The sequence below is a fragment of the Undibacterium sp. Tian12W genome (genome assembly GCF_049339405.1).
Classification (GTDB): domain Bacteria; phylum Pseudomonadota; class Gammaproteobacteria; order Burkholderiales; family Burkholderiaceae_D; genus Undibacterium.
The window spans coordinates 13,888-34,739 of sequence record NZ_JBMPPK010000035.1 but is presented as its reverse complement, the minus strand read 5'-3'; the positions used below and the strand labels follow the sequence as shown (position 1 = coordinate 34,739).

The window sequence follows — 20,852 nt, the reverse complement described above, 5'->3', positions numbered from 1 at the left end:
GCATAGCGTTCAAAGCCACCTTCGGCAAATGTTGTCTGTCTCATGGTATTTATGATTCAATGGAAAATAAGCTTATATTACCGTTTCTGAATCATTGCTCGGGGACTTAATCAGAGATTCCCTAAGTCATTGTGTTAAAACTTTCACATTGATCTCAATTAATTAGACGAGGGCTTTGCGTGCATATTTTCATAAAAGTAGCCACTGCTGCGTATTCTCATAAATGTAGCCATGATTTCTTACGGCAAAGTAGCCAGCGATTCTCATTTCAAAATAGCCCCCAATTGGCACCATAAATTAGCCGCTCATTCTCATTTCAAAATAGCCACTGTTTCGCATGCAAAGTAGCCACCGACATTTATCGGATCGATTTAGCCTATAAGCTCAACAATGAATAGCCAAATTAAGATCATTTATGACAAAGGGCTCCATTCTGGTACATCTCAATTTTCCTTGCTTTTGCTAGTCGTGGACATCGATACGGTTAAGGATTTCACGCAAATCTTCCTTTGTAAGCACAAGCTGACAAATCTTCTTTTCCTGCTCGCCGCTGTTCAATGTCATCACGTCTACGAATATAAAAGACGCGCCCCCAACCATCTGAGCAGACTGTGGAAATTGGAGCCACCTAGTTGAAACTTGGCACTCTGCGCGGTGTTCCATAATGGTAGCCAGTCGAACACGTTCACTGCGTGTTGGATCGCCTTTGTTCGTCATATTTTTCCTTTATCAAGACTTACGTTCATCTACAATTCGAAGGAGGTGCGACGCTAGCATTACCATCTCTTGAGCGTCCTGCATATCCCTAATTGTGACGGTTCGGTGAGAATGGGGATTTTTGTATGACCCAATCGCTCCAGCAAATAGATTTGCAAGTGCAACCTGCTCGGACGCCGGCACGGACTGATCCGTGAGCGCTCCGGATTGGCCAAATGCGTTGTGCATAAGCTTAACGCCGATATCCTCCGCTGCAAGACCCGCAGCCTCTCTTACTGCCTCCTCGACGGCTTTGAATGCTCGAAAGACAGCTGTCGGGAAATCTCCTCTCGCTAAGTCAGACCAAACCTGGTCGGCAATAATTGGATGCAAGAGATTTTTCGGGAACGCTGCAGCGGCTTGATAGTTTTTAAATTTAGCTCGATCTCCCAATGCCGCACCACGTCGAGTTATAAATTTCCAACCATTTCCTCCATTTGTGTCCGCTTCCGGTGCCACAAGTACTTGGGACTCAAGCCAAACAAGAGCCTCTTGGACGGCGCGCTCGACTTTATATTTGATCTGAATATCTACGGCTGGTGTACTAGTGCCGTTCGCATTGATAAAAGAACTTGGGTGAAAATGGCCGTTCTGACTATTTTCACATGCGAGCACGAGGAGAGAATAGGCAAGATCCTCAATCGTCATTTCGAGAATGACAGGGGAATCCAGTAGATGAAAAATCGTCCGCATATTATCTTTTAACGTTAGTTTTGTTAGTCGATTGCTTGCGAAGCCTGTGCGTTCAACCTCTCGGTAAGACCAGTTGTTTTTTGCAATCATTCATTACAGCGACGAACAGGGGGTGGTTGTTGTCGGCGTATCTAGTCAACGCTTTTACATGAGAGGACAGTAATCACTTACGGTTGCTTGTTTATTGCCTCAATCATTCGTTTGTGTTGTTCAAAATCCATACTATTTTTCTACAATTACAATATACATTACTGCCGTTTTAATTGAGATGAGAGGATGCGCAATAAATTTGAAATTACGTAGAAATATCAACGAAAAAATTAATTGCCGCAATTGCGTAGACACTCCTTTCATAAAAAAAATGACAGTTTTTACACTGGCGTCTTTTCAAGCCGAAACCAAAGAAAATAGTTTTGTCTTTTGATCGAATAGCTCAGCAATTGAAAATTAGTAAATTTATATGTTTCCACACTTCCACAATTCACCTACTGGTTTTGGAATTGGCCTAGCTTCCTGTATGGTAACAATAGGGCATTGATTTGGATTCGCATCAGTCACCGTACTAGGACAAAGGATGAAGCGCTCTGACGCTGAAAAAGGGCTATATCCACAAAGATAAATGTTGCCTTTCAACTCTTTCACTTGATTCACTAGCGCATTTACATCCGACATAGCTTGCTCTGGTATCATTTTTTGAAAAGAAATTTTTTCAATAAAATACCATCTTGAATCCTTTGATGTTTCTCGGATACCTGTTGAATACATAGCAGAATATACAAAAGGTTTTGGCGCTAGTGCCATTAGCGCAAGAAGAAGTGGTCCAAAAGCAAAAAGAGCGTTTCTTATCATCTTATACTCTTTCATTAGCACATTTTTATTCGATTCTGTTGTAAGGAAAGCGACAAATAGAGAATAGAAAACTATCCAGAAGAGCATGATAAATATTTGAACGGATTCGCTTGCAGTCGAACTTGTGCCTAGTTTTGAAAGATCTTCTACTATAGGCACTAAAAATATCCAAAGAAAGATCGGGCCAAGCAAGGAAACAAGTAGGCCTATCCCATAGAGCGTCTTTACTGATAAGTCTAATTTGATCGCACCGTGTTGAAATACTGCGATGAATGGGATAAGAATTACTGCGATGGATATTGAATAAGTGGGGGCACCAAGAACTGAGAGTGCTAATAGTGAAGCTTGATATGCTATATTGAGATTGCATATATTTCTGAAAGAAAAATATTCTTCGGCATTCGATTTTCCTATTGCTCGCTTGAAACTCCAAATTAGCCACGGGTTTAGTGCTAATAACAGTGTTAATGTTAATAAAAATAATCCAAAAGCCAATATCACTGCAACTAGTCCACTTTGCAAACCAAGAGTCGAGTTAAAAAAATGCTTGAACCCTATGCTATTCAAATAGTAATAAACGAGAATTGCTCCTGGAAGGATTGATACAGCCCCTGCTTTAATAATGAAATCAAGAACAGTTGTTGCGGGCTGAATAACTGACGTGATAACGCCAGAGTCTGATATTTTTCTTGCGTTGTGTCTTAGGGATGTTTTTTTCATAAACAATTTTAAAAAATTTTGACTCTTTGTAGCTATTTTTCAATTGGATGAAAAAAGAATTAAATAGAAATCCTCATTTCAAATGTAGCCATCATTGCTTGTCTAATCCAGCCACCTACATTTCTTTCTGGCTTAAAGACACTCGTAGTCGTGCTAAGCAGTTAGCCTTAATCAAGCCCATTGGCCGCGTCAATCTTCTATCTCATTCATAGCAAAGTTCTTCGCTTGTCACGGCGCTTTGACGATGCCCTGACCGAAATCCACTTCGTTAAGATCCTCTACGAACATGTCCTTATTTGCATGGGCGAGCAGCATGGCCGCCACATTTTTTGCATTTGGTTTCTTTCCAGAGCTTCGAAGTGACTCCCACCAAAGCGCAGCGATCCCCGCGACATGGGGGCACGCCATGCTTGTTCCGCTGATGGAGTGTAAGCCACCTCCGGGCCATGCTGATGTGATATCAACGCCTGGAGCGGCAACGGACGAACGGCTATTAGAAAAATTTGCAACAGCATAGTTTTCGCCTGCGCGCCTGATGGCCGCGACTGAAATGACATCATCAGCCGCAGCAGGCAGCGATGCGGCGATTCTATATTCATGGTTTATATCGCGACGACTTTCATTGCCCGCTGCTGCTATTACCAATGGAGATACACCAAAAGCTGACTGGGCTTTTAACACCCCCATGATTGCGTCGAACATGCGCAAATTACCTCTGTATGCCTCTAGCGCTGTAGACGTCGCAAGATCTAATGGCCAACCGTCCGTAGTCAAGCGGACCACCATCCCAGGAAAATCGAAACCGAGTGACATTGAAATTATGTTTGCCTTCTCGTGCATTGCCCAGTTGAGCGCTTCAAAGACCATCTCTGATTGCCCTGAGCCATCGTCCCCAAGAACTTTGCCAATAAGCGCTCGTTGAATTCCACGGGCCACCCCGATGCGTCGCCCACCAATATCGCGGCCCATAATAGTTCCTGCGCAATGTGTTCCATGTCCTTGACGGTCGCCATTGCCATGGCCGCTAAAGTCTTTCTCAACTAAATCAACACCTGTAAAGGCAGGATGAGTTCGGTCAATACCAGTGTCTAGAATCGCCACGATCACACCTGCACCCGTATAACGGCACTGATCTGCCATCACTGCCGAAATACCCCAGTTAGCTGCCGGCTCTGCAATTTGGGAGCTCAGCGGTTGAATAAGACGGGTTGGCATCGTTGGCGTCATCAATTGGACTTGAGGGTCAGCAATCAATTCGGCGACAGCGTTATCGGGAATTCTTTCAACAGAAAGAGTTGGCACTCCGCTGCTTGTTCGTAATAATTCGGCACCAATATCGCGGGTGTTTGCTAGACGAGCCACTTCGTGCCTGAGAATAACGTAATTTTTCATTGTCAAACTCTCGTTCTTATAGCAGCTTCATTTCTGCGAGTTTCCGATAGTGCGCACCCAATGCAGTTAATCTGCAGCCTTTTGAATTGATTGCGGCGTAGTACATGTGTTCGGCTTCCACTGGAATCACAAGCCCGTAACGATTGCATTTCTGCAGCTCTTTGAAAATGCGCACGTTGTCTTCGTTAACCGGAATGCTTCTGTATTCCGGAGGAACATTTTGACGGTCAGGCTCGTAGGAAGGGTCGAGAGAATAGACTTGTGCACGATCAGGAAAGTACGTCGGAAGGCGACGCAGCACGTCAAGCGGAATCTTGGGCTCAACTTGCCGAAGCGTCACGAAATTTTGAACATTTGCCTTGTAAATCGGTCGTTGTTCCCAAGGTCCGAGTGTTTGATCTACATGAGAGTAAAGCGACGCTGGAGTAATGTTACCTCGGATGTCTGAGCATCCACCGGCGAGACCGTCCAGAAGAATGGCGGTGAAAATACCGTGTCTCTCACCGTCCTCCGCTACGCCATCGCGATGGCTAGCAGTCAAGATGGTTACGCCAGTACCTATGACGGCTGGCGAGCCAGCAGTTAAGCCAGCCACTTCTCCCGCATAACCAGAGTGACAGCAGTCCAAAATAATGACGCTTGACTTGATCTTTGGGTACGCATGATTTGCGAGACCAAGAATTTCGGATAGAGACATGCCCCACGCACCTCTTTTACCATCGCTGCTAACAATATAGCCCGCGTTTGTCTCAGGATTGATGATGCCGTGACCAGCAAAATAGAGCAATGCCGTATCCGCATCGCCGTTTTTGAAGAGATCGGAAATTGCTTTCTCAAGTGCAGCACTATCAACGTCAGTGTCGTTACTCGTCATCGTTACCACGGAAAAATTGGGGGATCCATCTCCATTGGATGCAAGCGACTGCGAAATCGCTAATGCATCGTTTACGCAACCACGCAACGGACTGGTCGGATAATTATCTATGCCGATGACGAGTGCTTTTTTCATTAGCGACTTCCTCCCACGAGCTTTTTCAGGTTGTCCCAAGTCCAGGTGTAGATCTTGTCAGCGTCGCTGGCAGATTTAGGTTTTTTACAAGTCTTTTCTGCATAGCCCTTAAGCAAAAAATATGGCACACCTTCTTCTGTCGCAATCTTTAGTTCTGCGCTGACTCCTGTTGCAGTGTCTGTGTGTTCACCACAGATCACGCAAACAATGTCAACCGATTTGATGCGGGTTCGGGCCTTTGCTTTCCAATCATCATCAATATGTTCTTTGATTGACCAGTCAGCCAAATAAAACGGGCTGTCTTCATTCTTTGCTTGTCCGACCAAGAACGTTTTGAGCGTTTCATCATGGTCGTAGTCGAAACTGATAAAGACCTTCGTTTTGGACATTGCTTTCTCCTGGTTATAAAAACTACGCTTCGTTAATGATGCATGCCTGTGTGCAAATGGGTACCTATAAAGCTATTTTTGTTATTGACCAAGACTTCCACGTAACACCCTATAGAACTCTTTGGTCGAGCGGCTCCGCGCAGTAGCTTCTGCAACAAAGCCCCGCTTTGTTTCGAACTCTTTAGCTGCGGTCTTGGAAGCTGTGGCATATAGATCAAGGTCTGAGGTGGAACGTAGATAAGGCCACTTTCGGAGATATTCCGGAATGGAAGCGTACCCACCAGCATATGTGGCAAGCGGAAAATCTTTTTCCGTTGCAATGCCAATCTCCCAGGGTACCCACCAGGAAGCCTGAGTAGCTTCAGAAACAACTGCTAAGAGTTGCGTGCACTTACCCAGCTCATCTTTTACATGATCTGCGAGCGCATCTCCGGTAGACGATACCGCAGGGTCAATGACGTCAAGATAGGTTGGAATACAGTGTGTCGTAAGAAGGCGATAGGAAAGACTGAGTGCTAGGTCAGAGTCAACTCGCTGGTGAGAGATAAAGATTTTCATTTTTTGTTAAGTAGGGGTGCCTACTATCTCCTGTTGGCTTAAATCTAATGTTATAGATTGTTGAATTATCAATAAGCGTAATTTCCCATTCCTGTAGCGATTTTGGTCGCCGACGGCGTGAATCGCAGTGCAGGGAAACTCAAGTAGTGTCGCTGTACCTTGCCAAGCATAAATGAAATGGTTTTTTATTACTTTGGCAAGACATTTCAAACTAAAAGTCCCAAGACAGGGCCATTACTCTAGCGAATTACCTGATCGACGATTTCAAAAAGGCACCTTCATTTCTATGCATTGGGATTTCATTTATTTAAAAAGTAACAATTTGTAAATATGAATTTATCATGCAATTATTAATAAATAAGCATAAGTAATTGATAATTTATGTTAATTTTCATTTTTACAACATCGCTCTATTATTTCTATTATATTTTTTCGTATTGCAATACCTGCGAGCAATATGACCAGTAATGTCATTGTGCTGACGCCCATCATTTAATGTCTATCAAGAAAACCCTGAAAAATTAGAACTCTCCTGATAATGCTGCTCGCGGCAATGTCCGTCTTGCAGTTGAATCCGATTTACCTGTCATCGAGAAGTGGCTCCCTAAGGAAAGAGATATCAACACACTTGCATCAAGTTGGCAGATTACAAAAGAGGTATTTCGAGAGGGAAATCTATATGTTTGGGCATCTGTGGAAAGTGACCTGCCACTTGCTTATTGCTGTGGAAAGTGACCTGCCACTTGCTTATTGCTGGGGAACTCTGAATTCCCATAGCAGCGTCTTGGAGGTTCAACCAGGATATCGTGGTCGTGGTATCGGTCGCGAAATGGTCGCGTTTATGCTAATGGTATCGGTAAAAAATCGTAACCCACTGCTTGAAATCCAATGCGCACCAGAGACATCAGCAGTCTTTTGGGAATCTATGGGTTTTACGACATATACAATCTGCTATAAGGTTTATGGTCGACGCGTGCTTGATATGCCACGACAACTGCCAGACGGCGATCCAATATCGGTCAAAATTTCTTTCTTCCCAAGTTATTTTTCGGGAGTACCTGGCGAGGAACCTTTGGCGGTTCAAAATTTACTTGCAGTAGAAATTCCAGGAACAAAAAGATTGATGCTCAGTCGTATAGTCGCGCACTACTACCAGCCAGATTAAAAATGGCTCAGGGTAGAACTGGTACTCAATGGTGAGCGTATTTATGATGATCTGGCAAAATGCGATCGTGCTAAAGACCTTGGGATACGTGTTTGCCAGCATGGTGTTGCGATCAGCGAAATAAAGCTTTCCTAAGTGTCTGGAGACAGGGAATTTTCACAGGCAAAGGTTGATCGGACTTGTATATGATCTACATAGGGTTGAGTGGGACTGCCCATTACCCTGGCATCGGTTTTATACAGAGTTTAGGAGGTTTATCGGATTTCCATAAACTACCTAAACTCTGTATATTTGTTTTCAATCCATATGTCCTTTAATCGCGGCAAACATCTCTGGATTCACGAGTTCGCTCAGTGGAATACCCAGTGCCTGGGAGAGAATGTCCATATTGTCTATCGATACATTTCGAATGCCCCGTTCGACTTCACTCACATAAGTCCGACTCAACTCAGAGCGTAGAGCCAATTCTTCTTGCGAGATGTCTTTTAGCCTGCGTGCGCGGCGCAGATTTTGGCCAAATACTTCTCGCATTGAAAGCTGTGTCTTAGATTTCTTCATAGCTGCAAGCATCTGATCCAGACAGATTTCAGTCCACCAACTATCAGGAACTTAAATGCAACTATGAGTGACATTTAGTCAAAGAAACGCTATATTTCGTGTTATCTGATTTTTTACCGGCAATCGACTTGTTTTCACTCCCACTTTGAAATGAAAAGACCTACCCAAAGCGATCTGAACTCCGCCGCCTCAACGAACACTCTGACGACCTTGTTTGGTAGCCTGTTCTTTTTGGCTGCTCTCGTAGCTGCATTTGGCTTAATGGTCGGAGAAGAAGCAAGATGGGACGATAAGGTAACGGCCTATTTGCTGATAGGCGGCTTCATTGCCTGGTTCATGTATCTTGTGCGAAGTGGAAGCAGCAGGATGAAATCATCTGTTGAGGAAGCCAATAAGGCCCATGGAAGCAATTTCCGACTGGATAAGGCATTTGGCTTCTCCAGTGGTACAGACCTGGTCATGTTCGACACAGAAGCCAAAAAGATCATGTTCAATAAATTTCGAGGCAAATGTGTGTGGGTCTTTGATTTCGCACAAGTTAGTAAGTGGACGATCTTGTGGAAAGAAGAAATCAAGGTGCAAGGCAATGCAGTCACCACAAAAACTAATAACTACCAGATCCAATTCTTTCTGAATGACTTGCAGACACCCTCTATCACTATGGGCGTCGGCAAATACTCAGCAGACGACTGGAGTCATAAAATTGGTTTAATCCTGTCCGGCCAGAAGCTGCCTGACCAGAAGTAAAAACAAAGCTCTTATATATGAATGAATACACGTTGGACACCCGTACATCGCCTGATCAGCATTTTCCTGATGACGCAACGCACCACTCGCTGGTAAGTGATCAGGGATCACTACATCGGGATATAGCTGATCAATCCGCTGCAGGCGCCTCTCTTGCAGATGCGGAGTTGTCGATGGTCATGAAACAGCACTTTAAACGGTATATCGACCTCTTATTGCTTGACGAGCGAAATCGGCTCCGAACTGCCATAAACAATGCCAAGAAAGATGGTCTCGATGATCTGCGTTCGCGCATGTCGGAGCGCCTGGAGTTCTTCAGACGCACTGTCAGATTGGGTCAGTTACTTGGGCTCGTTAGTTCTACCGAGGCCAAAGCGAATAACGCACAATTTGCCGATGAGCTGAAACCTCTGGCAGAGCGCTTAGCATGGCACAGTCAAATACTGACATCGCCAGATTCAATAGACTTTCGCACTAAACGCAAGATGCGATTGAAATATGCCTTCGCTGACTTGATGAGTTAATGGAAGGACAGCCACTATTCGGATTGCGTTAAAGTATCTCATCATCGCTTTCTTGAAAAGCCGCCAGATTCGCCCTGGCATCGTATAGAGCATGATGCTGAGGTAATGCATGCTTCTTATAAAACTCATATTTCAGAACTTCATCGATGTTGCTGGCTATAAGGCGCGGGCGACACCAAGCTGGAACTTGATAATAGATGGCATCCATGAACAAATCCCAATCGGTCTGGTAGTCGTAGCAAATCTCGATGTCCGTGTTCTCAGGGCGAACTGTAGATAGCCAGGCAAGGAGTTGCTCGCATAAGCTTTCTTTTGACATAGCTGCGCTGGGTATTTTTCCTAGCAGCGGGATGACTGCCTCACGCACAAAGGCGCTGCAGCTTGCATCAGGGTATGTAACCTCAGCGTAGAATTCCTCGCCTGCGTCACTCGCCAAGCCTATGCTGACCAGATGCAGATCGAGGAAATCGGTGAATTCTGTATCGATGAATATGCGTTTCATGAGTGATTAGTGAGCAGAAGTGAAATTTATTTTCAAACATCCGAGTTCAGCACTTAAAGTAAGATTTATTCCTATCCGTTATACAAAGAGGATTTTATTTACTGAAAGTGATCATGCGTATTTTGCCTTTATCAGATCTTCATCATGAGCTGTGGCGTGAAGCTGCTCCCATCATTGATCCTACCACCAGTCGCCCGGATGTGGTGATCTTGGCCGGAGATATTGACACTGGAAGGAAAGCGGTCGATTGGGCTGCCCAGACGTTTGCAGGTATTCCTGTGCTGTATGTGCACGGCAACCATGAATCCTATGGCAAACACCTGGAACACATGCAGGAAGATATCGAGGCTGCATGTGCAGCCGCTGGCAATGTTCATTTCTTAAACTGCAATGAACTCATTCTAGGCAATGTGCGGTTTCTAGGCGCAACCATGTGGACGGATTTTCGACTATTCGGAGATGGTGATCGGCAATTTGCCATGCGAGAAGCAGAAGCAGTCATGAACGACTACAAGCGCATTCGGCTAGCAAATGCCGGGTACCGCAAATTGCGATCGGCTGACACTGCCAAATTCCATTCACAGCATAAATCATGGTTGAAGCAAAAATTGACCGAGCCCTTCGCAGGACAGACCGTGGTTGTGACCCACATGGCTCCCTCGATGAAATCCGTCTCGGAGCGCTATGCCAATGAAATGGTGTCTGCGGCCTATGCATCTAATTTGGATGAGATCGCCTCACAGTCCGATCTCTGGATTCATGGGCATATGCATGAGTCGTTTGATTATCGCATCGGAAAATGCCGTGTGGTATGCAATCCTTGTGGCTATAAGACCCGGGCGGGCACACCTGAGAATGCTCACTTCGATCCACACCTGATTATTGAACTTCCAGAATAACTTTTCAAGAAAACACGATTTCGATATTTGATAGCGAGCATAGGAAGTTTTGCCATGACGAATAAAACGCAGAAACAGCTGATTGATGATTACCTCAAAGAGCCTACTAATCCTCCATTGGGAAAAGAAGATTCTTTCTGGGCTAATGTCGTACCTGTCGGTCGTGAATTTGGCAGTAAGGATTATGAGCGCTTAGTGGAGCATGACCATCTGGTGCGCACTGCCAGGACATTATCCGATCCTGCCTCTCTGGCCCTACGCGTATTCCTAGATGACGAACGTATCACGCCAGAAGGATGGGTACGTGTATGTTGGCCAAACGAGGCAATTGACCTGCTAGAAACTAATGCGGTAGCCGAAATCAGCTTGGACCATGATCTGGGCAATGATGAACGTGGCACTGGTTATGATGTAGTGGTGTGGATAGAGGAAGCTGTCGCATTGCATGGCTTCAAGCCGCCCAAGATGGCCGTGCACTCTGCCAATTCTTCTGCTAGAGAAAAGATGGAAGCGGGAATCCGGGTAATTGAAGGACTACTTTAAGTCTGGACTAAACTGGCTGAATTACGACCATTTCTTCAGTGATAGCAATCTCGGTTTTAAATGGGAGTCTCAATGTCACCAAAAATTAGCCTGGCGCATGGAGCAACTTCTCATTTATATATAAAAACATTTGAAGACGATAAAATTTATCTTGAACTGAGTAACGTACATTTTGAAGTTGGCCGTGATAAATATCAAATGACCGGAAACGCGATTGAAAGGGTGTTCATTTTGGTTAGGAGTTAGTAGCCGCATTAACGTGATAACTACTGGCAGAATCAACTTGAATTTGCACACATTGAGTGCCGTGTACGAAATAGGATTCATGGAGCACTCGCATTTTTCTTATCTTGCATATGCTAAAAATCTTTGTTGACACTGAATTTACCGACTTTATTGATACACATCTTATCAGTATTGGACTTGCGTCAGCGTCCGGCGAAGAATTTTATGCAGAGGTGCCGTATCCTGAACAGGTGTGCAGTCCCTTCGTCCGCATGGTGGTGATTCCAATGTTGGGCATGATGGCGAACGCCGCCTGCAGTGCGGAGGAGCTTCGAAGTCGTCTTCTGTCATGGTTGAATTTGGTCCGAACTCGCGGGGCAGACATTGAAATCTGTTTTGACTACCAAACCGACTGGGATTTATTCGCCGATGCCCTGGACTATCGGGTACCAAATTGGTGCCATCCACGGCTAGTAGCGAATGAAATCAACGAATTGCTGCGCTACGAATTCCACCAGAAGAACAGTCTGCCCGAGCATCACGCACTCTACGACGCGCAGGCAAATCGCTATGCTTTCCGAGAACGCCCTTCGACAGATTCATGATGAAGGAATTGCCAGGAATTTTTTGATATGAAGAACAAGCAAGTAGAGACACTGAGATTGGCAGCAAAGCGTCATCTTCGCAACCAAAACGCCGGGCACTTTGTCAATGGAGTCCGGTCTTATCATTGCTATGACCATCGTTCTGAAACCGATCTATCGTGGTGGGATGACTGTGCGTTTATATTGAACGACTACTTGGTCCACTTATCCTGGGTACATCCACGTATGGTCTTTCAGGACAGAATGAAAGATGAAGCACGTAGGCGTGTTGCTCACTTGGATTTGGATGACGGGGATATTGATGGTGCTACGCCTATCTATAAGAGTGTCGGAAAATCCCGCAAGAAAGTAGCATTCAGAGAGTGGAAGCCTACTGTCAATGACACATGGCGCGAATCGTTTGAGAAAGCATTGGCGGAACTCCATCAAATCGACGATTTCAACATTGAGCCCTATCTCAAAGTCAAATGGACAAGTCGTTCACGCTTTGTTGAGCTATGTGTTCCGATGGAAGTTCGCAGTGAAGATGACCTGGCTACCCTTGCCAATCTCGCCAAAAGATTACTGAAAAGAGAAGCCAGCCTGAATGACGAATTTCCTGGGTATGTTTATCGTCGTTTCGACTGGGAACAAGACATGTTGGTGAATGAAAAATCAGCGCATTCTGGAGCAATTCATCTAATTGCTGGAAGCTACTGATCTGACTATAAGAATTGGATAAGTGCTTAAGTCATTTGGCATGCTCTTTATAAGCCAACGGGCTAACGCACTCAGCGACATGAAACCTGTTGCATTTGTCGATGACTATCTGCCTTACTTCCGTGGTGTGCCAGACGATATACACATGGCACTCATTATCAGGGAACCTAATGGAACTCCAAATATCGGGGATGAACTGAAAAATGTATCTTCGTCACATTCTGACCTGCTGGAATTTGCGAAATGGTGGATACATCGTACACCGAACATAAAGTAGACTGTTTGCCTGGAACTTGAAGCCAAAAGGGAAATGGCCCACATCAGCGGGCCATTCCTGATCCAACGTCTTCAGGGATTGAAGCTTACACCCGCGAGTCCCAGAGCACACGATGGAACTATATATTACTAAGGGAAATTTGTTTCATGAGCACGGCAGCTGATACCTTTGCCATCGGGAACTATCCTTAGCTTCGGCTGATAGCATGGAATCGTCATCCCCATTATGCGATAACCGGAGAGGAGGCGTTCGATCTCTACGAGCGAAATTGGCGGTTTATTGATGAAAAAGTCCTGCTTCCACATGAGCGTGATTTGATTGATCGACTGACGCGTGAATACGGTCATGGTACCAATTCGCCCGATCCTGCTTCTCTTGCTCTGCGCGTATTCCTTGATGACGAACGTGCCACCCCAGAAGGTTGGGTACGCGTATACTGGCCGAACGAAGCCATTGACCTGCTGGAAACTAATGCGGTAGCCGAAATCAGCTTGGACCATGACTTGGGCAATGATCAACGTGGCACAGGCTATGATGTGGTTCTGTGGATAGAGGAAGCTGTCGCATTGCATGGCTTCAAGCCACCCAAGGTGGATGTGCACTCTGCCAATTCTTCTGCCAGGCAGAAAATGGAGGCTGGCATCCAAGCTATTGAGCAGCGAGTTTCGGGATCGAAAGGAAAGCCATAGCTGATTTGTGGCAAGTTGGGCCTCCATGAAAAACATACATCCTAGCCTATAGACCTGTCCCGGCTAATGAATCATTCAACGCCAACTGAAAACAATAGACCAGATACCTTGATTTCATAGTGGCCGACGAAAATTTCAAAAAGTATAAATTTTGTTCATGTGCCTAATTTACAACAAACCCTGAATGCTGCTGGCTTTATGATACTAAAGCTGGGCGGAATTATTTGAATTTGCCAATTTACCTCGTGTTTAGTTTGTGATTTGGCTACTGGGCAGTAGGTGGCATCACCGAGTTGTGAACGATTTGCCGAGTTTGCTGGACTCCATTAAATTCTCCAATTGTGAATTGTATTTGGGAAAAGGGAGCTTCTATTCCTGCGAAAGATCTTACATAAGGGGATTCTATGGTGCGTAAGGCAATGGTGGCTATCGGCGTGGATAAAACAGCAAGCTCATTTCCAACACTGAGAGCAGCAGCATTTGGTGCGAAGCAGGTCGCTGACTGGGCGAATAATCAGGGCTTTGATTGCGTTTTGCTTACCGATGAAGGCTCGAAAAAGGTCTCTCATAAAGATGTATTCGATGCAGTCAAAAAATTTGCGGAAGCGGGAATATATGACCAGTTAGTCCTTTACTTCTCTGGGCATGGCGTTCTCATGGGACCTGATTGCGAGGTCTGGCTATTATCTGATGCCCCCGATAATCAGAACGAGGCAATCAACGTATTTGGTTCCATTGCAAATGCCAGGACTTGTGGAATCGATCACATTGTCGTCTACTCGGACGCATGTAGATCATTCCCAGCAAATTGGCGCGGCGTTATGCTAACCCCGGGAACGATATTTCCTGTTCAAAATCCTAAGAGTCCCGCTCCAGAGGTAGATGTTTTTTACGCTACGCTGCCAGGCAATCCCTCGTTCGAGGTACCACCGGACCAAGCATCACGGACGTATCGTGGCCTGTTTACTGATTGTTTGATGAAGGCACTGCGTGGTCAGGTTTCGTCAGTAATTGTAAGCGATACACAGCGTCAAGTTGTTCCTGCACGCCAACTCAAAATATACCTTGTTGGAGCGGTACCTCAAGCGGCTACTAGGGTATCCATCAAATTGATGCAGTTCCCTGACGCACGAGTTGAAACGATTCTTCCAAAGTATCTAGCCGAAGTCGCTTCAGTAATTGGCCAAAATGTGAAGCCACAACATATAGTAGATCAGGATGTCGTTGTGAATACATTTCCATCGTCAGGGCTCAGGCAAACTATCAACAAAATTCAGGAGCGTGTATTGGTACAAGGGTACTTCGATAGGACTCCTGTCGTGCTATCAGACATACCAGATTCTAACGGTGTGCAAAGTGATATGACATCCATTCTCGAAGCTAAAGGCCGAGAAGGATTCGAGACGCGCACCGGTTTTTCGGTACATGGAGTTGAATTAAAGAGCGCTTTCATTACTGGTACCTCTTGTGACATCTTTATTGAAGATGGAGCTACACATATTCGTATCCATGAGGTATATGAAAACTCCACCTACGACCGAAAATATGAACGTCGAACTGCGTCCATTCGGTTTTCTGATGGATCGGGTGTCGTACTCTCCGTCTTACCTGGATATGTAGGCACCGTTGTAGTGGTTGATGGACAGGTAGTCACCGTTAATTACACACCATCGCTGCACTCGTCTAACTACTGGGACTACGAGCGAGTCAGCGAACGACTCGAGCAGAGGCGTGCATTCGTGGCCGTTGCCGCTCGCAACGGAGTTTTTCGCCTTGATAACGCCGAATATGCTGCAGACCATTTACGTGTCCTAAAACGGATAGACCCTACTCTTGGGATCTACGCCGCATATGCCTATGCACAGGTAGGTAATTTCGCGGGAGTTCGATCGATTTTTCACATCATGAATGATGAGCCTGAACCTGTTCCATTTGATGTTGCAATGCTTGCTTTTCAGCTCGAAACAAGGGAGCACGTTACTTTAGATTTCGCACCAGGAATGCCGATGCTTACTCAAGGATGGATGTCACTTGGGCGCTTCGAGGCAATCATGCCGGATTCTCTTAAAGCTGCCCGGTGCTACCTGAAGCCTTCCTTGTGGACGACGTTTGCAGCGGAAGGAATGGATATCCTGGAAAAAGAGCTAAAAAAAGGCGAATAATGAGACTCGTACTTGTTCACGGTCGCGACCAACAAGGCAAGGATCGCGATGAACTAAAATCTTCATGGCTTGCTTCACTTGAGGTCGGGCTAAGCAATGCTGGTTTACCTGCTTTGGCGACAAGCGACATCGAATTTCCGTATTACGGCGATGAGTTAACTAGATTGGTCGCTGAGATTGATGCTCCGCTTGTGGTGGACGTATTGGCCAAAGGTGGCATGGCTAATGCTGCTGAAGGCGATTTTCGGTATCAACTTCTGGAAGCGCTTGCGCAGGCATCCGGAATAACTCAAGCACAAATAGCGCGCCGCTATACTGGCATAGCGACCCAGAAAGGGCCGCAGAATTGGGAGTGGGTACATGCCATCCTACGTACATTTGATGACACGGTGATCGGCGCTGCAGCGATCGATTTGTTTGTGCGAGATGTCTATGTTTACCTGGCGTATCCCTTTGTTCAGAACCAGGTGAACCAAATCATCAGAAATGTGCTTACTGAAGAACGATGTGTGGTTGTTGCGCATTCATTGGGTACGATAGTGATGTATCGTCTGTTACGTGATCCATCGTGCCGGGCAAAAGTTAAACGGCTTATCACCGTGGGTTCACCTCTTGGTGTGAATCCTATTCGAAAGCTGCTCATCCCACCCTCATTAGCAAATCCTCACGGCGTTATGGAATGGTTTAATGCATATGATCCGCGCGATGTAGTAGCCCTACGGCCTCTAGATAAATCAAATTGGGACATTTCCCCATCTATTTCAAATAAGGGGAACGTTTCGAACCACACAGACAATCGGCATGGTATCAGTGGCTATCTTGACGACGCTGAAGTGGCGAAATGGATCTACGATGCCATTAATATATAGAAAACTTGCCAAAACGAGGTAGTAGCCATGCTACCTGCGTATCTGATTAATTTAGCCTTCTTCCTATCTCAACGAAATCGAATTCTTTGATCTAAAGTTGTGGCCTAATAAGGGCATAGAGCGCTACTAATTTTGTTAGTTCTACCAGCAATACCTGAAAAATTTGTTGTACATGTCCAGTACACCGCACATTATTGCCGATTGAAACGTCTTTATCGTCTGATACTCTTCAGATGTAAAACGGCGGATATCAAGAGCGAACGAATTTACCGTTGTGGCGATCGAAGCACTTCTAAACACGAACCGGCAAGGTGATGCGCGTTGCGATATCCTGATGCAACCAATTGGTTGCGGCTAGCAGCCGGCGACCTTCTTGATAAACTTTTGGATTACCATCGATAGATCGGAGCGTGACCGCGATGACGACGCGCAGAGGTTGTGCAAGCGGAGGTTCGAATGCACGACGCAGCAGCGTTGCCTGTAGGGCCCAGACATTACCTGCAGCTCCTTTTGGGAAGATGCGCCTATATGTCTTTACAGGCGACCACTTGCCGCCATGTTCTACCTGTGCTTCTTCGAATCCAGACGTGCCAAGCTCACCTTCAGCAGGCACGCAGCCTTCGAATGTAGGGAGACCTTTGGCGTTGTTCGACAAACGCCCGAAACCTACGTCGACGTTAAAGCGTACATACTCCGCTCCCTTGGAAGAATCAACCGGTGGTGCATAAACCACTGTAATGATGATCTCGGCCTTAAGCTTTCCTTCCTGGAGTAGTGAAGGTGGAATCGGGAATGGCGACTTACGCCACTTCATTGAGTCCACGATGTCGAGCTCGAACATCATTGTGAAACTAGAATCTGCATCGTACAGGACGGCGATTGGGTCACCGGGCATGCCAGCACCGTAGTAGCGTCGCTCCAACGCTGCGCGATCAGGTGAGCCTAGCTGTGCACTGTGGATCATGAGTGCCTTCACCATGGCGGGCGATGCCGTGAGCGGATTCGTACGGCCTTGCGTCGAAAGCGTCTGCCATGTGCGCGCTGCTAAACCCGCTGCGATTGGGGCTGCATAGCTGGTGCCGCAACCTGTGCTGATTGTGTCGTTGCCGGTGAGTATGTTCACCCCGATTCTCGCAGTCTGCAGCGATGCGTCGGCGTTGCCACCGACGTGTACAAGATCGGGTTTTGGCGTGAAGACGGGTCCGGGGCCTCGCCTGGAGTAAGGCGCCGGTTCAGCGATACGTACTAGGCTAGTGGCGCTCTCCAGGTGAGTAATTGCGCCCACCGTCAGCGCGCGCACTGAGTCTGCAGGAGTCGAAATTCTATCGGTTAGATCTAAAGCAGGTGCAGGCCATCCGCGTCGGGGTTGACCTTTGTAATTGCCAGCTGCAACCACAAAAAGAACACCGTATGTATCCGATAAAGCGTCTAGCTCGCGGCCGAATTCGGAGAATTCGTCGTCTCCTATCTCAGATCCACCCAGTGAAAGGTTCCATACCTTAACATTTGGCTGCTTTGCGATCGCCTCCCTAAGGCGGATGATCAAGTCCCCCTGTGGTGCGCCGTTTAATCCCGATTCAAGCGCACAAACATCATGGATCAGGCAGGCGACCGCCGTCGGGAAATAGGCATGTTGGCAATTAAGGCCACTGCTATCCACTAGGAGCGAAGCGACGGCAGTTCCGTGCTCAAAATCTGTATCAGGTGGAAGTATATAGATGTCTCGGCTTACCACCCACGGCTTCAAATGCGTACTTAATGGATGTACCCCAGAATCGAACACTCCTACAACCGGTAGACCGGGTAGTGGAAGTTGTCCGGCAAATGTTGGCATTGTCATTTGAGTCGTGGGCATGACTACAGCCGTTGGTAGGATGCGTGGTTCCGGTCTTGCATGACGGATCCCTTGGAATTGTATAATCGCAGTAAACGCATTGACGCTCATCGCTTCGTCCAATGCCAGCAGGAAAAGTGGTGGCCCATTACGTTGCGACAGCGGCGTGGATGTGATTCCATGGGCTAGTAGCAGCTGTTCGAAGCGTTCCACGATAAGGCTGTTTGTCGTGACCGATTCGTGGGAAAACAGGCGAACCATCAGCCGGCCAGCAAATTGACGAAACGAGGCAAGAACCTGCTCTAAGGGTTTGTTTCGTGCGTACTTCGGCAGCCGTCGGTTGATATCCCATGCATCAAATCGTTCTACTGCCGACAAATTGTTGCGAATCGCCTTCGTCGTTCGCGTTTTGATCACATGTTCCAACTTTTTGATGCTGACCGGATTGACTGCGACCAGCATCTCATTAATCTCCCCGTGCCCCGCCTGCGGCATGTTTGCTTCGGCGATCAGCGTGAGCGGACGATGGGATTTTGCGACTGCTACGTCACGCATGCACATGACCATTACGCCCGGAACATCTGGGTGAAAGCTTGCCTCAGAGGCGATCAGGTTGGCGGCCTCAATCATGGACTTCGCTAGACCCATGCGAAGCTCTTTGGTTACTGGGACCAACTCCTTGCCACCCCCGCCAGAAGGTGGATCCACGCCGACCAAATCGCGTCGCTCGTAAGAGACGTGCGTGATCGGATTAGTGGTCTTGGGTGATCCTCTTTCTGGTCGGTTTACCTGCGTTGCCATGTTCCTCCCTGACAAAATGATTTATTTGTCTTGTTGACACATTATATAAACGCGCAAGTTCTCGAAGTGAAAATATTTTCGCATCCCATTGACGAAGCCAGACGATTTCATCGCTCAGGCTTGCTGGAGAATGCCCTTGCGCCAATGCGAGAGATAGGGATAGACGACGAAACAGTTCTCCATCATCCACTTCGGCTTGACCATTGAGCACGGCCTGGCGTTTTGCATCCTGGCTGACTTGCTCAATCAAAGCCCCCGCGGCTCCAGTCGATTTCGCGGCTAAAGCATTCCAGTCTAGGGTGTCTGGTGCGTAGCTACCCAGCATGCTTTTCCACAGTTCCAGGCGTAACGCAGCATCTGGTAATGGCAGCGGCAATTGGAAGGGAAAGCGGCGCCATACTGCAGGATCAAGCAGTTTCTCATGATTCGAGGCAGCCAACAGGATGGTATTGTCTGAGAGAGCGTCTATGTTCTGCAATAATGTAATTACTACTCGCTGTAGCTCCCCAATGTCTCGCTCATTACCGCGAGCGGAGGCCAGAGCGTCGAATTCGTCCAAAAAGAGTACACATGGCCGCTGTTCGACGTAGTCGAAGATGCGGCGAAGGTTCTTGCTAGTCTGCCCGAGTAAGCTACTGACGAGTGTGTCACAGCGTGCAGTCAGAAGCGGCAAACCTAGTTCGCTGGCAATCCAGCGCGCGGATTGTGTTTTGCCAGTGCCAGGAGCGCCATAGAGGAGTAGGCGTAGTGGCGTCGCCGCACGAGCACTGTGCAAGCGATCATAATGCTTGACGCACTGGAGAAATTCATTGATGCGTTTGGTGGTACCGCTCTGCAGGCAGAGGTTAACACTACCTTTTTGTGGGGTGCTTATGTCGAGCGTGTCGAGTCGGCTCTCGCTATCAACCGGTAGTCCACCGATCATTCCGGTTGTGTCTTGTGTGTGGGCTACCGCTGTCGGTGCGCGTGTTAGGCGCTCGCGGATACGCATGGCGATCTCACGGTCACCTTCTTGTTCGAGCTTGTCGGCCAGTAGACCGGCGTAGTTGGTCGACATTGACGCATTAGATCGGAGGGCGCCGTCGAGAATCTTCAATACTTCAGATAGGTGTGGAAAAGCCATTTGAGACTAAATTTCTGCCTTTTGAGCCGTTAAATTTGGATATCGTAACGGAATTTGCTGGGATTGTATCGAAATTTCTGCAAATCGTTTCACTTTACCCTGATGGTAGGCAATTTTGCCGAATCAGCAATTAATATTAAGGATTGCGGCTTATGAATCTTCGCTACACTTTTACGTATGTATCTGAGTTGAAAGCAAATATACTGAATTTGCGAAATTAATCGAAGTTACATAAATTACCTAAACTGTATTTACACTTGAAGT

The 20,852-nt window shown here is 46.7% G+C and carries 23 protein-coding genes; 12 read left to right on the top strand and 11 right to left on the bottom strand.

The features are described 5' to 3' along the window. Positions 1-462: 462 nt before the first annotated feature. The 7 genes from ACO0LI_RS28985 to ACO0LI_RS28955 all read right to left on the bottom strand — a co-directional run bounded on the left by ACO0LI_RS28985 (position 463) and on the right by ACO0LI_RS28955 (position 6,366). Positions 463-717, bottom strand: a complete 255-nt coding sequence (locus ACO0LI_RS28985; RefSeq protein WP_423037201.1) for a hypothetical protein — start codon at positions 715-717, stop codon at positions 463-465. A 12-nt stretch (positions 718-729) separates the two neighbouring features. Further along, the gene (locus ACO0LI_RS28980; protein WP_423037200.1) at positions 730-1,539 is read right to left on the bottom strand and encodes a TIGR02391 family protein; all 810 of its coding nucleotides are present in this window, start codon (positions 1,537-1,539) and stop codon (positions 730-732) included. Between the two features lie 366 nt (positions 1,540-1,905). Next, the gene (locus tag ACO0LI_RS28975) at positions 1,906-3,018 is read right to left on the bottom strand and encodes a hypothetical protein (RefSeq protein WP_423037198.1); all 1,113 of its coding nucleotides are present in this window, start codon (positions 3,016-3,018) and stop codon (positions 1,906-1,908) included. Between the two features lie 228 nt (positions 3,019-3,246). Then, positions 3,247-4,410 carry a S8 family peptidase gene (locus ACO0LI_RS28970; RefSeq protein WP_423037196.1) on the bottom strand — a complete coding sequence of 388 codons (1,164 nt, stop codon included), beginning with the start codon at positions 4,408-4,410 and terminating at the stop codon, positions 3,247-3,249. A gap of 16 nt (positions 4,411-4,426) precedes the next feature. Then, positions 4,427-5,419 carry a caspase family protein gene (locus ACO0LI_RS28965; protein WP_423037194.1) on the bottom strand — a complete coding sequence of 331 codons (993 nt, stop codon included), beginning with the start codon at positions 5,417-5,419 and terminating at the stop codon, positions 4,427-4,429. Continuing rightward, positions 5,419-5,808, bottom strand: coding sequence for a TIR domain-containing protein (locus tag ACO0LI_RS28960; protein WP_423037192.1), 390 nt, complete (start codon positions 5,806-5,808; stop codon positions 5,419-5,421). The genes ACO0LI_RS28965 and ACO0LI_RS28960 overlap by 1 nt, the downstream gene beginning before the upstream one ends. A gap of 81 nt (positions 5,809-5,889) precedes the next feature. After that, complete coding sequence (locus ACO0LI_RS28955) at positions 5,890-6,366, bottom strand: toll/interleukin-1 receptor domain-containing protein (protein WP_423037190.1); 477 nt, start codon at positions 6,364-6,366, stop codon at positions 5,890-5,892. 679 nt (positions 6,367-7,045) lie between these two features. On the opposite strand from ACO0LI_RS28955, the gene ACO0LI_RS28950 reads away from it, so the two are divergent. After that, complete coding sequence (locus ACO0LI_RS28950) at positions 7,046-7,531, top strand: GNAT family N-acetyltransferase (protein ID WP_423037188.1); 486 nt, start codon at positions 7,046-7,048, stop codon at positions 7,529-7,531. Between the two features lie 297 nt (positions 7,532-7,828). Here ACO0LI_RS28950 and ACO0LI_RS28945 read toward each other — a convergent pair whose 3' ends face one another. Beyond that, a complete protein-coding gene (locus tag ACO0LI_RS28945; protein WP_423037186.1) occupies positions 7,829-8,089 on the bottom strand; it encodes a helix-turn-helix domain-containing protein in 261 nt (86 codons plus the stop codon). Positions 8,090-8,239: 150 nt separating this feature from the next. Between ACO0LI_RS28945 and ACO0LI_RS28940 the strand changes: the two genes are divergently transcribed. After that, on the top strand, positions 8,240-8,836 hold the full coding sequence (locus tag ACO0LI_RS28940) for a hypothetical protein (protein WP_423037184.1): 597 nt from the start codon (positions 8,240-8,242) through the stop codon (positions 8,834-8,836). Between the two features lie 32 nt (positions 8,837-8,868). Further along, the gene (locus ACO0LI_RS28935) at positions 8,869-9,360 is read left to right on the top strand and encodes a hypothetical protein (protein ID WP_423037182.1); all 492 of its coding nucleotides are present in this window, start codon (positions 8,869-8,871) and stop codon (positions 9,358-9,360) included. Positions 9,361-9,388: 28 nt separating this feature from the next. On the opposite strand, the gene ACO0LI_RS28930 is transcribed toward ACO0LI_RS28935, so the two are convergent. After that, positions 9,389-9,862 (bottom strand): hypothetical protein, encoded by a 474-nt coding sequence (locus ACO0LI_RS28930; protein ID WP_423037180.1) that lies wholly within the window; start codon positions 9,860-9,862, stop codon positions 9,389-9,391. A gap of 113 nt (positions 9,863-9,975) precedes the next feature. On the opposite strand from ACO0LI_RS28930, the gene ACO0LI_RS28925 reads away from it, so the two are divergent. The 9 genes from ACO0LI_RS28925 to ACO0LI_RS28885 all read left to right on the top strand — a co-directional run bounded on the left by ACO0LI_RS28925 (position 9,976) and on the right by ACO0LI_RS28885 (position 16,830). Then, positions 9,976-10,761: a metallophosphoesterase family protein gene (locus ACO0LI_RS28925; RefSeq protein WP_423037178.1), complete on the top strand. Its 786-nt coding sequence runs from the start codon at positions 9,976-9,978 to the stop codon at positions 10,759-10,761. Between the two features lie 54 nt (positions 10,762-10,815). Then, positions 10,816-11,304, top strand: coding sequence for a cyclic-phosphate processing receiver domain-containing protein (locus ACO0LI_RS28920; protein WP_423037176.1), 489 nt, complete (start codon positions 10,816-10,818; stop codon positions 11,302-11,304). A gap of 72 nt (positions 11,305-11,376) precedes the next feature. Continuing rightward, the gene (locus tag ACO0LI_RS28915) at positions 11,377-11,550 is read left to right on the top strand and encodes a hypothetical protein (protein ID WP_423037174.1); all 174 of its coding nucleotides are present in this window, start codon (positions 11,377-11,379) and stop codon (positions 11,548-11,550) included. A gap of 110 nt (positions 11,551-11,660) precedes the next feature. Beyond that, the gene (locus ACO0LI_RS28910; RefSeq protein WP_423037173.1) at positions 11,661-12,134 is read left to right on the top strand and encodes a hypothetical protein; all 474 of its coding nucleotides are present in this window, start codon (positions 11,661-11,663) and stop codon (positions 12,132-12,134) included. A 27-nt stretch (positions 12,135-12,161) separates the two neighbouring features. Beyond that, positions 12,162-12,833 carry a hypothetical protein gene (locus ACO0LI_RS28905; RefSeq protein WP_423037171.1) on the top strand — a complete coding sequence of 224 codons (672 nt, stop codon included), beginning with the start codon at positions 12,162-12,164 and terminating at the stop codon, positions 12,831-12,833. A gap of 79 nt (positions 12,834-12,912) precedes the next feature. Next, on the top strand, positions 12,913-13,110 hold the full coding sequence (locus ACO0LI_RS28900; protein ID WP_423037169.1) for a hypothetical protein: 198 nt from the start codon (positions 12,913-12,915) through the stop codon (positions 13,108-13,110). 314 nt (positions 13,111-13,424) lie between these two features. Then, positions 13,425-13,799, top strand: coding sequence for a cyclic-phosphate processing receiver domain-containing protein (locus ACO0LI_RS28895; RefSeq protein WP_423037167.1), 375 nt, complete (start codon positions 13,425-13,427; stop codon positions 13,797-13,799). Between the two features lie 404 nt (positions 13,800-14,203). Beyond that, positions 14,204-15,961, top strand: a complete 1,758-nt coding sequence (locus ACO0LI_RS28890; RefSeq protein WP_423037165.1) for a caspase family protein — start codon at positions 14,204-14,206, stop codon at positions 15,959-15,961. Continuing rightward, entirely contained in the window at positions 15,961-16,830 is an 870-nt protein-coding gene (locus ACO0LI_RS28885; protein WP_423037163.1) for a hypothetical protein, read from the top strand. Before ACO0LI_RS28890 ends, ACO0LI_RS28885 begins: the two co-directional genes overlap by 1 nt. A gap of 292 nt (positions 16,831-17,122) precedes the next feature. Here ACO0LI_RS28885 and iteS read toward each other — a convergent pair whose 3' ends face one another. Then, positions 17,123-19,465: a S8 family anti-phage peptidase IteS gene (gene iteS / locus ACO0LI_RS28880; RefSeq protein WP_423037161.1), complete on the bottom strand. Its 2,343-nt coding sequence runs from the start codon at positions 19,463-19,465 to the stop codon at positions 17,123-17,125. Then, entirely contained in the window at positions 19,416-20,588 is a 1,173-nt protein-coding gene (iteA, locus tag ACO0LI_RS28875) for an anti-phage ATPase IteA (RefSeq protein ID WP_423037159.1), read from the bottom strand. The genes iteS and iteA overlap by 50 nt, the downstream gene beginning before the upstream one ends. Positions 20,589-20,852: the final 264 nt, after the last annotated feature.